This window comes from Priestia sp. FSL H7-0729 (genome assembly GCF_038005685.1).
Lineage (GTDB): Bacteria > Bacillota > Bacilli > Paenibacillales > Paenibacillaceae > Paenibacillus.
Genome location: NZ_JBBOTQ010000005.1, coordinates 209,551 through 222,602 on the forward strand (window position 1 = coordinate 209,551; position 13,052 = coordinate 222,602).

10 protein-coding genes are annotated in these 13,052 nt (G+C 47.4%); 8 read left to right on the forward strand and 2 right to left on the reverse strand.

Features of this window, described 5'->3' with window-relative positions; genetic code table 11:
* Positions 1–120: 120 nt before the first annotated feature.
* The gene (locus MHH93_RS14200) at positions 121–588 is read right to left on the reverse strand and encodes a MarR family transcriptional regulator (RefSeq protein ID WP_500054552.1); all 468 of its coding nucleotides are present in this window, start codon (positions 586–588) and stop codon (positions 121–123) included.
* 90 nt (positions 589–678) lie between these two features.
* Here MHH93_RS14200 and MHH93_RS14205 point away from each other — a divergent pair, with 90 nt between their 5' ends.
* Positions 679–1,149, forward strand: a complete 471-nt coding sequence (locus MHH93_RS14205) for an NUDIX domain-containing protein (protein ID WP_500054553.1) — start codon at positions 679–681, stop codon at positions 1,147–1,149.
* Between the two features lie 1,142 nt (positions 1,150–2,291).
* On the opposite strand, the gene MHH93_RS14210 is transcribed toward MHH93_RS14205, so the two are convergent.
* Positions 2,292–2,654 (reverse strand): iron-sulfur cluster biosynthesis family protein, encoded by a 363-nt coding sequence (locus MHH93_RS14210; RefSeq protein ID WP_500054554.1) that lies wholly within the window; start codon positions 2,652–2,654, stop codon positions 2,292–2,294.
* Between the two features lie 106 nt (positions 2,655–2,760).
* On the opposite strand from MHH93_RS14210, the gene MHH93_RS14215 reads away from it, so the two are divergent.
* The 7 genes from MHH93_RS14215 (at position 2,761) to MHH93_RS14245 (ending at position 12,863) form a co-directional block, all read left to right on the forward strand.
* Positions 2,761–3,708 carry a metallophosphoesterase family protein gene (locus MHH93_RS14215; RefSeq protein ID WP_500054555.1) on the forward strand — a complete coding sequence of 316 codons (948 nt, stop codon included), beginning with the start codon at positions 2,761–2,763 and terminating at the stop codon, positions 3,706–3,708.
* Positions 3,709–3,871: 163 nt separating this feature from the next.
* Positions 3,872–4,900, forward strand: a complete 1,029-nt coding sequence (locus tag MHH93_RS14220) for a LacI family DNA-binding transcriptional regulator (RefSeq protein ID WP_500054556.1) — start codon at positions 3,872–3,874, stop codon at positions 4,898–4,900.
* 180 nt (positions 4,901–5,080) lie between these two features.
* Positions 5,081–6,352 (forward strand): ABC transporter substrate-binding protein, encoded by a 1,272-nt coding sequence (locus MHH93_RS14225; RefSeq protein WP_500054557.1) that lies wholly within the window; start codon positions 5,081–5,083, stop codon positions 6,350–6,352.
* 101 nt (positions 6,353–6,453) lie between these two features.
* Positions 6,454–7,341 (forward strand): carbohydrate ABC transporter permease, encoded by an 888-nt coding sequence (locus MHH93_RS14230; RefSeq protein ID WP_307542940.1) that lies wholly within the window; start codon positions 6,454–6,456, stop codon positions 7,339–7,341.
* Positions 7,334–8,179, forward strand: coding sequence for a carbohydrate ABC transporter permease (locus tag MHH93_RS14235; RefSeq protein ID WP_036617294.1), 846 nt, complete (start codon positions 7,334–7,336; stop codon positions 8,177–8,179). Before MHH93_RS14230 ends, MHH93_RS14235 begins: the two co-directional genes overlap by 8 nt.
* Positions 8,180–8,269: 90 nt before the next feature.
* Positions 8,270–9,766, forward strand: a complete 1,497-nt coding sequence (locus MHH93_RS14240) for a glycoside hydrolase family 30 protein (RefSeq protein WP_500054558.1) — start codon at positions 8,270–8,272, stop codon at positions 9,764–9,766.
* 94 nt (positions 9,767–9,860) lie between these two features.
* A complete protein-coding gene (locus MHH93_RS14245) occupies positions 9,861–12,863 on the forward strand; it encodes a beta-galactosidase (protein WP_500054559.1) in 3,003 nt (1,000 codons plus the stop codon).
* Positions 12,864–13,052 lie beyond the last annotated feature (189 nt).

Sequence of the window (13,052 nt, forward strand, 5' to 3'; positions counted from 1 at the left end):
ACGAAATGATAAGGTGTTTTGGTTTCCTTGTCAACAAAAATTTATCCGTAAAAAAAGCAGCCATCTATAAAAGATCTCGGCTGCCTGTGGTTTTTACTTTTAATATTCAAACTCTCCAGCTTAATTAATTTCTAGACCCAATTTCTTTATCTCCTCATCCAGATGCTGACTATACTTTTTCATGAAGCTAAGCATACTTTCGTATTGTTCCAGAGTTACTTGTTCAAATATGACTTTATCCCGCTCTTGAAATTCATGGTGCAGATCCTCGTGGATATTATAAATTTCCTTCCCTTGCTCAGTAAGCCTAAAATAGATTTCTTTTTTATTATCAGGCTTCTGGTAGCATTCAATGAGGCCTTTCTCCATAAGCTTTTTAGTTAGTTTACTTATGGCACCTTTGGTCATGTATAGGGATTCGGCAAGCTTTGTAACATTCGGATCTACATTTTTTTCAATGTATTCGATACAATGAACTTCTGAGGGCTTATGACCTTTAAGACTGTCTTCCAACTTATTTTTATTGAGCCAAACCATCTTGTTAAATAAGTCCCTGAATTCCATCATGACTAGTTCCTGTTTGTTCATGGATGTCTTTCCTCCCGCCCTTCGAGACACTACAATGATTATAATTATTTTTTGTTTCTGCTTCAACAATTAAGAAATGGAGGGATGTAAATGGCAATCATGACAGATTCAAGAGGTAACATTTTCCTGGAATTTATTCGTATCGAGTACGATAAGGTCATTCCAAGTACACTGGACGCTCCACTAACACATGCTCTAATCGTGGTGAAGTGCCAAGGGAAGTATCTATTCATGCATAATAAGTGGAGAAAAAACTGGGAACTTCCAGGGGGGATTATTGAAGCTGGAGAGCATGCGGAGCAATGTGTAATTAGAGAATTGTTTGAGGAAACCAATCAAATTCTGGATACAGCTGAATTCAAAGGGCTAATGAAGTTTAGACTCCAGCCGAGTTTTCATGGACCGGAACGGACAGAATATGGAGCTCTGTTCATGGGTGAACTGTGCCAACTTGATGACTTTGTTGAAAACGATGAAGCTTCTTCAATAATTCTTTGGGATGGTACATCCGAGATTGGTGATATCGCAGAAATAGATAGGAAGTTAATTGAACTCGTGTGATACATGATTGAACCAATGGTAAACGATATTTCAGGGAAATCAATGAACGAATTGAGCAACCCTCTCCATATATCATTCGTTTGATAGAGTGACGAGGAGCGTAATTATACGGATGTGGGATATGTAACTGAATTTAAATCAGGTCAAGTGATTGAGGTAGAAGATGAATTTTTAGTATCCAAAAAAGGGATACAGAATCTCTATGTGGATATGACCGCAGATATCGCATTATCCATGGATCCAATTGAAATTCTTGTGAAGTAATTTTGGTAATATTGATTGGAGGGTTTAGAATTAGGCTTAATGGATTGTGTGCAAAGAAACCAAAACAAAGAGAGCCTGACATTTAAGTCAGGCTCTTCTTGGCGATATATGGTGTCTCTGTGTCATTTGAATCCTGGCGCTTTAAAAATATCTTACTTGGTCGATGTACGAGCACAACTAACAAGGCGAATAGTTGAACAAGTCCAGTTAGTAGTCCTTCATTCAGTAGACCGATAAATAAAGCGATACTCAGGAACGTAACAGTCGATCTGAACTTTCGTTTGGTGATGCAGATGATAGCAAGCAAACTAGGGCTGATTAAAAAAATGATTCTCCCAGTAATTTCATTAGAGAAATTAATTAAATCATTTCCGTTCACTTGATAACCGGCAAAGGCTTCAGGATTTTGGCTGAAAATATAGAGAAATACACTGAAAGAAATAATAAGGTATATAACTTTGATACTCAACAAGATTCGGACTACGTTTAGGATTGTGGGTAACTTCATCAAATATTCAATTCTCCTCTTATAATACTTTAAACAGATGGAATGTTCTAACGTTGTTACTGGACGTATATTTTTAAAAAGGTATCCAATTTTTTATCTCTCTCAAATACATATGTAATATCTAATTATACGGTTTGTTTGTAACTATTTGTATTAAACTAAAGTCTATATTAATTAAACAATTTTCACCCCTTTGGTCCTGAAAAACTTGTTGGAAATAGAGCGGCAGAGGTACAGAGACACTGCACATATATGAAATGCTTACGAAAATAGTGGCTAATTAATTTGCTTGAAATTGATAAAAAAACCTCCCGTCTCGCAGAACATCCGGGATTGGGAGGTTTTGATTATAGTGCTGATTCAACGACGTTTATCGTACAAACCATCCGGTGGGCTGAGGGGCAATGTCTGCGGTATCTCGTAAATCATGGACTTTGACATTGCTGCCATAGATCATGGAATCGCTACTGAGTCGGAACGAAGGGAAACTATGCTCGGATTGAAGACGCAGACAGGGTTCGAAGTAGATCTGCTGCTGTTTGTTGATGACAAATGGAAGCGAACCCGCTTCTATGGTAACATCATCGCTATCCGGTTCGTTTAAGATCAGAAGTACCGCAATTCCGTCACAACCGCATCCATCGGTATCATAAAACAATTTGAAATAGCCTGGTCGATCTCCCAGCTTTTCAGTAAGTCTTGCTTCTGCCAGCGGACTGACTTGAATGATCATGACGTCGTTCACACTCCTCTAATCTCCATTGAATTCGCTTACATTTTAATATATGGACCATAAACTCAGATTAGAAGGTAAAATTAAGTAAAAGGAGGCATGTCCCATGAGAATCGTAATGTTGAACGATCAGCCGATTGAACACTTCACCTATCTGAATACCATCTCCGGAGGAGAGGTGATCGAGGCCCAACTCCCCATTTATCATGGCACAGTCTCGGAGCTTCCTGATGGAGTGGATGCACTCATTGTGACCTCGGATCTGCAAGGAGTTGTGCCTGCTGCGGAGCGGAGGGAAGAGGGCACATCTGGCGGAGCGACGGCTTCCAATGAGGAGACGTACAACAGCGTTGGAACGAATGCCGAAATGGATAGCAACCCTATGCGAGGTGCCCTTGAGGATCAACTTCTTGGTGAAGTCCTACCTGCTTACGTCCGGTTGTTGCTGGAAGTGGAATGGCCAGAGCTTGATCCGGAACGTATAGGCGTGTTGATGTGTGGAGACATGTATGCCCTGCGCGGAAAAAGGGGAGCCAGCGGCAATCCGGTACCCGTCTGGCTCGCCTTCAGGGCAGCCTTCGGCTGGGTTGCCGGCGTGCACGGCAACCACGACCTCACCGATGAGGCAGATGCTCATCGGTTGCACAGCGTCGAGGGCATCCATGTCATGGATGGCCCAGCCGCAATGATCAACGCCGGCCCCCCAACGGGTGGCCCTGCGCCAAGTGCCGCCCAACCCAGCCAGCTGCGCATCGCGGGCCTGGGCGGCATCATCGGCAGGCCGGACAAGCCGGGCCGACTGCCGGCAGAGCAGTACCTGCAATCCGTACGCAAGCTGCTGAAGCAGCAGCCGGATTGCCTGCTTTTGCATCAAAGCCCGGGCATCGCCGAGCTTGGGCTTATGGGTGAACCGCTCATCCGGCAGGCCTTGGAGGCTGGACCGGAGACAGTGGTGTTCAGCGGACATACCCATTGGGATACGTCGCTGGTTGAGCTGAGCAATGGCACACAGATTGTGAATGCCGACAGCAAGCTGTTTATTTTGACACGTTAAGTGACGGTTGACGGAGGAGAGGCTTACTTTTTTCATGCTGCCTTGGTAAAGCTCCTCAACCTGTCTTCACAGCCCAACAATGAAACCCATTTCATCGCCATTCCTTATCTGGTATGATAAGCAGGGAAAATAGGGAAAATTAGAGAAAAAGGAAGGTTCCGCTATGACACCGATCACCATATACGACATCGCCAAGGAAGCAAATGTATCTGTCGCGACGGTCTCCCGAGTGCTGAATGATACGGCACCAGTGCGTGCAAGCACCCGGGAGAAGATTATGTCCATCATCGAAAAACACCAGTTTCAGCCCAATGCGCAGGCGCGCAGTCTGATCAAGAAAGAGACGGGCACCATCGCCATCATCCTGCCGGACATTACCAATCCCTTCTTCCCGGAAGTGTTCTGGGGTGCGGAGAATGAGGCTCGTGGATTAGGGTACACATTCTTTCTCTGTAATACAGCAGGCGACTACAACAGGGAATCGGAATATTTGTCCATTCTGCGAGAGAAGCGAGTAGACGGGATTATTTTTCTCGGCGGGCGAATCAATATGCAGGTCTGTCCAGATGATATGGCTCAGGAATTGATTGATATGGGCAAACGTATGCCCATCGTGTTGGTCAATGGCAATATTGCCAAAGGCGGGTTCCACCGGGTGTATACCGATGAAGGTGCAGGCGCAGCCCTTGCAGCTGAGCATTTACTTGAACTTGGGCATCGCGATATCGCTTTTGTCGGCGGGCTGAAAGAGTTGTCCACCACCATGGTCAAGGTCAGAGCTGTGCAGAAGAAACTTCGGGAGCATGGGCTCGAAATACCGAAAGAGCGGCAACTGCTCGGCAGCTTCTCCATTGACGATGGCAAACGGGAAATGTCCAAGTTGCTGGATCGGGATAATCCGCCAACCGCAGTCATATGTGTGAATGACAATACGGCCATTGGTGCAATCAAGTCGACGATTGAGCATGGGCTCTCCATTCCGAAGGATATATCCATTGTGGGTTTTGATGATACACCTCTCGCCAGTGCCGTTATACCGGAACTGACAACGGTATCCCAGAACACATATCAGCTTGGCAAACAGGCTGTGGACGTGCTGCATGAGCTGATTAATCAAGGCAAACCGAAGAAGCAGATTGTTCTGCGACCGGAGCTGATTGTGCGTCAAAGTACAGGACCTGCTGCAAGATAAAGGGCCTGTAATTGGAAAAGAAAGCGTTGACATTTCCTTGAAGGGTGAAATATAATGAGTGCGTGAATGAAACCCCTTTCATAAAGTGGAACGGGTTTTATGTTTCAGCTTAATGAAACCCATTTCATGAAACGGGTTTCAGTGTGGTCATCCATTCATTAGTTCAAGGGGGCGTAACGTATGAGAAGAAGTTTAAAGGTCATTTCGTTATTGATGCTGGTCATGGTAATGGGTCTGACAGCCTGCAGCAGCGGGAGTAAAAGTGGTTCCTCCGGGGAGCCCGGTGGCAAGGTTGATCTAAGCATGACGATCTGGGGCTCGGAGGATGAGAAGAAAATTTATCAGGAACGACTCGATATTGTGAAACAAACGTATCCCGATATTAACGTGAAGCTAAACGTGGTTGCAGGGGATTATGACCAGAAAGTACAAACGATGATCGCCGGGGGAACAGCACCGGACATCATGATGATCGCCGAGAACTATCAGGCTTACGCCTCCAAGAATCAGATCATACCGCTGGACGACATGATTAAGGCGAACAATGTGAACATGTCTGAACGTTATTCCGATGATATTGCAAACCTCATGAAGTATGATGGCAAGCAATTCGGTTTGCCGGATCGTGCAGGCGCGATGGTTCTCTTTTATAACAAAGATCTGTTCGACAAGGCTGGGGTGGAATACCCAACCAAAGATTGGACGCAGGATGATCTGATGGCGGCAGCTCAGAAGCTGACGGTGAAAGAGAATGGCAAGACAGTTCAGTGGGGTTACTACCCTGGCAGCTGGTGGCCGCAATGGATGCAACTCATCTACCAGAATGGCGGTTCTTTGTTCGATGAGAGTGGCAAACCAACTTTCGATACAGAGCCTGTGCGTAAAGCATTGCAATTCATGAATGACCTGACTTTTACACACGGTGCGGGACCAACACCTACTGAGATTGCCGACATGGGGAATATTGGAGCTGATCCGCTGTTCGCTCAAGGCAAGATCGCCATGGAAACGACAGGGTTCTGGAATATCGGTTCACTTGCCAAGGTGGAAGGCATTAATTGGGATATCTCTCCGGTATGGGGCGAAACCAACGCATTCTTCAACGGGTTAACGATTACTAACGCTTCCAAACACAAGGAAGAAGCATTCAAAGTAATCGAAGCACTGACCACACCGGAAGCACAGATGCCAATGGTCAAAGCCGGACAGGATGCACCTGCAACCAAAGCGGGTCTGTCCAGTGATGAATTCCTGAATGCTGAATATGGCGGCAAAAAAATCAACATGGCAGCGTTCAGTGAATCGACGATCTATGCAGAACCATTCAACCCGCAATGGAACGAAATGATGAAGCTGATTAACGATAAGTTGGGTGTGTACTTCAATAACAAAGCCTCGCTTGATGATACCGTAACCGAAATTCAGAGTGGACTGGAAAGACTCTACAAATAGAGGATTTTTCATAACATGCACAAATAGCAGCGACAGCAGGACAGGTGGAATCGGCGAGAATGCGGGTTCCATCTGCTCTCTGCGTCATGGGAGGGCTTAACGTGAGAAAAAAGGACGGGAAATGGTTCTACATCTTCATCTCGCCTTGGCTGATCGGGTTTCTGGGGCTGACCCTGGGTCCGATCCTGTTTTCCATCTATATGAGCTTCACGAATTGGGATCTGTTCCAGTCCCCTGAATTCATCGGTATCGACAATTACAAAACGTTGCTGACCGATGATCCGATCTTCTGGAAATCCGTCGGCAATACCTTCTTCTATGCGCTGATATCCATTCCGCTGGGCATGTCGATCTCGCTCTGGATTGCATATTACCTGAACAAGAAGATCAAAGGGATTACCTTCTTCCGTATTCTGTTCTACCTGCCTTCCGTCGTTCCGGTGGTTGCAAGTTCATTGCTCTTCATTCACTTGCTTGCACCGACGGAAGGATTGATCAACCAGGCACTCGCGATCTTTGGTATTGAGGGTCCTGCCTGGCTTCTTGATCCCAACTGGGTTAAGCCTGCATTGATTCTCATGTCCTTATGGGGTGTAGGGGGCGGCGTGGTATTGCTGCTTGCAGGGATGAAAGGCATTCCGCAGGAACTGTACGAGGCCGCAGCCATCGATGGTGCGAAAAGTACACAATCGTTTTTCCATATTACATTCCCGATGCTGACTCCCGTCATTTTCTTCAATCTCGTAACCGGGATGATCGGGGCGCTCCAGACCTTCGCGCAGGTCTTCATCGTTACTGCGGGGGGACCTGATAATTCAAGTCAGATGGTCGTTCCTTACCTGTTCCAGAATGCATTCCAATTCTACAAAATGGGATATGCATCAGCGATTGCCTGGGTACTATTCATCATCATCATGGCGTTGACACTGGTTGTATTCCGTTCATCGGCGCTATGGGTGCACTACGAGGAGGGAAAAGCCAATGAGTAATCCATCGACTGTGGAGAAGACGATATCCTATATTTTTCTGATTCTGGTCGGGGTGCTGCTTGCTTCACCTTTCCTGTACATGATCTCTATTGCACTGGCCAGTGACGCAACAACCGTCAAATCAGCTTTTACCTTCGTTCCAATGGAGTTCCAGTGGTCGAACTTTTATACGATTTTCACGAATAACAATCTCGGAACGTATTTGAAAAACTCAGTCATTATTACCATCTTTACGATTGTTGGATCGGTATTGTCAGCATCAATCGTGTCATACGGTTTTGCCAGAATCAAGGCAAAAGGTAGCCGTTTCCTGTTTATCGTGTTGCTCAGTACGATGATGATTCCGGGTGAGGTGACGATGGTGCCGCAGTTCATCATCTTCCGTCATCTGGACTGGATTAATACATTTTACCCACTGATCGTACCGAGTTTCTTCGCCGGGGCGTTCAACGTATTCCTGATTCGACAGTTTGTCATGAGTATCCCCAAATCACTCGATGAAGCCGCCATGATCGATGGGATGGGGCACCCGGGAATCTACTGGAAGATTATCATGCCACTGACTTATCCGATACTTGCTGCCATTGCGATCTTCTCGTTTTCCTATAACTGGGGCAACTTCATGGGGCCGCTCATCTATATCAATGATCCGGAGAAAATGCCGCTGGCACTCGGGGTTCAGCTGCTGACTACGGTAGGTGGCGGACAGATGCCGCCTTGGAACCTTGTCATGATCGCTTCCCTGTTCCTCACCATTCCGATGGTGCTGGTCTATCTGTTCGGACAGCGTTATGTCTATGAGGCCAACATTAGCGGTGGAAGCAGTGGAATCAAGTAACACAGATGATGCCTGTAGTGTGTATTTTCGACCTAACATTCAAGGTCAACGGAGTCATCCAACGTACATGGAGAAAGGATTGTTTAGCCCATGGCGCATAAAGAACAACGCAGCAGAAGCAAACGGAGTTATATCCTCATGGGGGTTGCCCTGATTGCCCTGCTGGCAGGAGGAGGAATTGTTATCAATCATTTTGCCAATGAATCATCCAAAACACTTGTATTCCAAGAGGAACCGGTACGTTTGAAACTGGATCAGTCTTATGATCATTTTGAAGGTTGGGGCACGTCACTTGCCTGGTGGGCCAACGATCTCGGATTGTGGAAGGATCAAGCGAAGGTTAGTGAAGTGATGGATTTGGTCTTTGATCCGGAGAAAGGATTAGGTCTGAACATCGTCCGTTACAATATCGGCGGTGAAGAAAATCCGGAGATGAAAGCCCTTCGTCCCGGTGGGGATGTACCTGGCTTTCAGCCTGAACCAGGGGAATGGGATTGGAATGCCGATGCAGGTCAGCGTGCTGTATTACAAGGCTCGATGGAGCGCGGCGTGAACATTGCCGAAGCATTCTCTAATTCACCACCTTACTGGATGACGATCAGTGGATCGGTCACTGGAGCCGTGGATGGCGGCAATAACCTGCGTGATGATCAGTATGATGCGTTTGCCGATTATCTGACCGAAGTTGTGAAGCATTATCGGGACGAGTGGGGAATTACTTTCCGCACCCTGAATCCGCTCAATGAACCTTCCTCCGACTGGTGGAAGAAAGGCAATATGCAGGAAGGCAGTCATTTTACCAATGAGAAACAAGCCGAGATTATCAAGAAAGTCGCTGCATCATTGAAGAGCAAAGGATTGGAAGGAACCGTCATTAGTGCCGCAGATGATAACAGCATCGATGAGACGGTGTTCAATTTCAACCTTTACGATCAGGACACGCTGGACGTAATCGAGCAGATCAATACCCACTCCTATAATGGTAGCAAAATGGAAGAGCTGCGCACGCTGGCAGAACGCCATGGCAAGAAGCTGTGGATGTCCGAGTACGGAACAGGCGGCAGCGAACCGCACAGTCATGAAGACATGACCTCAGTGCAGGAACTCGCAGAGCGTATCATGTTCGATCTGAAAATCATGCAGCCATCCGCTTGGGTATACTGGCAAGCAGTTGAAGATGAAGGCGCCAATAATAACTGGGGGTTCATCCACGCCAATTTTAACGGAGAAGAGCAGTACGAGATGACCAAACAGTATTACGGCATGGCCCAGTTTACCAAGTTCATTCGCCCTGGCGCAACGATTATTCCAACGGATGATGGTCGCACGTTGGCTGCCTATGACGCAGAACGTCAACGACTGGTGCTGGTGATTCGTAATGAATTGTCAGCGGGTACGAAGGCGTTTGAACTGGAAGGGTATACGTATGGAAAATCATCCACCGCTCAGGTGTACCAGACTTCACCAGAGCGAAATATGGAGCAGCTTGAAGACATTCCCGTGTATGCCAACGGACTTGAAGTGCCTACGGCCGACAACTCCATTACAACCGTTGTACTGGAAGGCGTAACGGTGCAGGCGAAGTAATAACAGCGATCGGAAGGTTGTTCTGTCATCGAAGTGTGCAGTGTAAATAATCTTTAGTTCAATTTATATAAATAAAGAGAAGGAGGGGATATCTTTGACAGAGAAAGCATCCCTTTTGCTGCAGGAACAGGAGAAGAGCACCGCCAGGGCTGAGAACAATGTTCAATCTGAACTAACATACGATGCACGCAGTTTTTTCCTGAACGGAGAGCGTATATTTCTGAACAGTGCCACGATCCATTACTTCCGTATGCCGAAGGAGGAATGGCGTGAGGTTCTGTTGAAGGCGAAGCTGGCAGGCATGAACTGCATCGACACTTACTTTGCTTGGAACGTGCATGAACCGGAGGAAGGGCAGTGGTCCTTTGAAGGGGACAACGATTGCGGAGCATTTCTGGATCTGTGCGCAGAACTGGGTATGTGGGTCATTGCACGTCCGGGTCCGTTTATCTGTGCGGAATGGGATTTTGGCGGTTTTCCATACTGGCTAGGTACGAAGGACGGCGTGAAATTCCGGGAAAATAATGAGACGTACCTGCACTATGTGAATCTGTATTTTGACCGGCTTGTGCCCATCATTCGGGAACGCGAGCTATCTGCTGGGGGCACGGTCATTCTCGTTCAGGTGGAGAATGAATATGGGTACCTGATGGATGATGCGGCGGCAAGTGAACATATGAATACGCTGAGGGATGCATTGTTACAACGCGGTATCGACTCTACATTAATCACTTGCGTTGGCGGCGCGGAAGGTACGATCGAAGGGGCTAATTTCTGGTCAGGTGCTGACGGGCATTATGAGAAACTTCGTGCCAAACAGCCGGAGACCCCGAAGATGGTCACAGAATTCTGGACCGGATGGTTCGAGAACTGGGGAGGGCCTTCTGCCATACAGAAGACGGCGCCTTTGCTGGAGAGACGCATCATGGAGATTCTGCGTGCCGGGTATACCGGAATAAGCCATTACATGTTCTACGGCGGAACCAATTTTGGCGGATATGGTGGCAGAACGATGGGGAACAGTGACATCTTCATGATTACGTCTTATGACTATGATGCACCGCTGAATGAATATGGACGGGTGACACCGAAATATGCGGTTACCAAGAATCTGTCTTATTTCGTCCATGCTTTCGGGGACCTTCTGATGGAAACAGAGGAGATTCCATCAGAACAGATCGTTGTACGTCATCCTGAAGGCCTATCTGTACGAGGCAGACAGGCGGACAACCAGAAGATTTGGTTCCTGGAAAGTCACAAGGATGAACGCGAGACGATGCACATTACTTTGGAAGAAGGCCGGACTCTTCCCGTATCGCTGAATCCGGGACAGATTGTTCCATTGCTGGATCGAGTACAGATTGCTGATCAGGTATACCTGACTGCGGGTACGATGATTACGGGCAATGAAATGATAAATGGAACATTGACCCTGTTTATTGTGGCCCCAGCAGGGCAGCGTTCCATAGTTGAACTGGAAGCCGTGGACTTGAACGTCTTGGACAGTTCGGTGCAAGTGCTGGTCGAGCATGATCCAGCAAGGAACGTACACCGCCTGGATCTGTTTCATTTCCAAGAGCCGGGAATGATCCAACTGGAAGCAAACGGCACACCCATTCGTTTGGTCATTCTGGATCAAGAGATGATGAATCGAACATGGCGATTGGAAGCAACAGATCAGAAGGGACTACGTTATGTGATCGGCTTCGATGACGTGGACGTGTTGCCATCTGGTCAGGTCAAGGGCATGATCACGGATTCGGATCGTACAATCACCCTGCTTGGTGACTGGACAGATGGAGAACGAACGTTAACAGGTCACGAGTTCTATGCCAGCCAGGCGTCCTCTACAGGAGCACAGCAGCAACTTCCAAGGACACTGCCGAGTGAGCCAAAGTTGTCTGATTCTCCTGAGCTGTCACGTATTACGTTAACTGCCAAGCAACGCTCAGCGAGTGGACAGCCGGAAGACTTTTCCCGATATGGACAAGATTTTGGCTATCTATTGTACGAATGTGATTTGGAGAGTCCGATCGAAGGGGCAACTAACCTCATTTTGCCGGATATCCAGGATACTGCCAGCATCATCGTTAATGGTGTTCAGCAGGCATTAGTGCGTCAGGTAGGGGCAGCAGGTGTGCAATTGCAGGTGGCCCAAGGGAAGAATACACTTCAGATTCTGGTGCAGCATATGGGCAGATTGAACTTCTCTCCATATTTGGGTGAGAGCAAAGGTCTGACTGGTGCGGTGTATCTGGGTGGCCAGGTTCAGGATATTCGTCGGAATTGGCATATGGAGAGTGGACTTGTGCATCTCGATGAGGTGAACGCTATACATGGAGCACCACTTCTCAGCAGAAGTTTTAAGCTGGATGGTATGGATCGGGCGATCCTCGTGGGTGCCTTGAGCAAAGGTCTTCGTATCAATGGCATCGAAGTTCCGATGGAGGGATATCAGGATTGGTTTGCCTTCCAGACGTTAGATATTTCCCTGTATATCAAGCCCGGAGAGACGAATACACTGGAAATGCCGTATAGCCGTTCATCACTGAATCGACTGGAACTGATCACGTACCCGAGTCAGGGAGAGCTGAAGGACTGGCGTATGGCAGGGACAGAAGCGTTACTTCCGCAACAATGGGAGAGATCCGAGGCTTTCCAACAAGCGACACATCCTGGTAACGCCGAAAGTGGCAATTGTACTGCCAATCTGGTGGCCCCTGCTTCGGACGATGGGATATCAAGTGTTACGGTGAGCGAGAAGGCTCATTCCACATCCGGTACCATTCGAGCACAAGACTCGTACGGTCAGCCCGTCTGGTATCGCTGGCGTTTCAATATGCCTACTATTGCCGAGCACTATAAAGTGAATTTGATGCTTCGTCTGACGGGGATGAGCAAAGGCACCATTCACCTGAACGGACATCATTTGGGTCGTTACTGGCAGATTGGCCCGCAAGAGGATTACAAAGTTCCAGTAGCCTGGCTACAAGAAGAGAATGAATTGCTTTTGTTCGATGAAGAAGGCAGAACGCCAGAACGGGTACGATTCCTGTTCGATATGCCATCCCGTTATCCGTGGGTTGTTGTGAAGTAGCATCACATAACGCAAAAGTTAACCTTTTACCACAGTCATACCACCTCATTTCCGTAGTCGTGATACCCCGGGTTCATGAGTCTTCGAATTCAGTCTGGGGAGTGAATTGGACTAAGGGAATGGGGGAACTGTGGTGATCAGCTATGTACAAGGAGCATAGACAACATTTGTAGCTTTAGTATTTGTAAC

Bases quoted from the DNA above. Each gene is read 5' to 3' on its own strand.
- MHH93_RS14235 (WP_036617294.1), top strand. From the start codon at position 7,334: ATGAGTAATCCATCGACTGTGGAGAAGACGATATCCTATATTTTTCTG.
- MHH93_RS14225 (WP_500054557.1), top strand. From the start codon at position 5,081: ATGAGAAGAAGTTTAAAGGTCATTTCGTTATTGATGCTGGTCATGGTA.
- MHH93_RS14220 (WP_500054556.1), top strand. From the start codon at position 3,872: ATGACACCGATCACCATATACGACATCGCCAAGGAAGCAAATGTATCT.
- MHH93_RS14205 (WP_500054553.1), top strand. From the start codon at position 679: ATGGCAATCATGACAGATTCAAGAGGTAACATTTTCCTGGAATTTATT.
- MHH93_RS14215 (WP_500054555.1), top strand. From the start codon at position 2,761: ATGAGAATCGTAATGTTGAACGATCAGCCGATTGAACACTTCACCTAT.
- MHH93_RS14210 (WP_500054554.1), bottom strand. From the start codon at position 2,654: ATGATCATTCAAGTCAGTCCGCTGGCAGAAGCAAGACTTACTGAAAAG.
- MHH93_RS14200 (WP_500054552.1), bottom strand. From the start codon at position 588: ATGAACAAACAGGAACTAGTCATGATGGAATTCAGGGACTTATTTAAC.
- MHH93_RS14240 (WP_500054558.1), top strand. From the start codon at position 8,270: ATGGCGCATAAAGAACAACGCAGCAGAAGCAAACGGAGTTATATCCTC.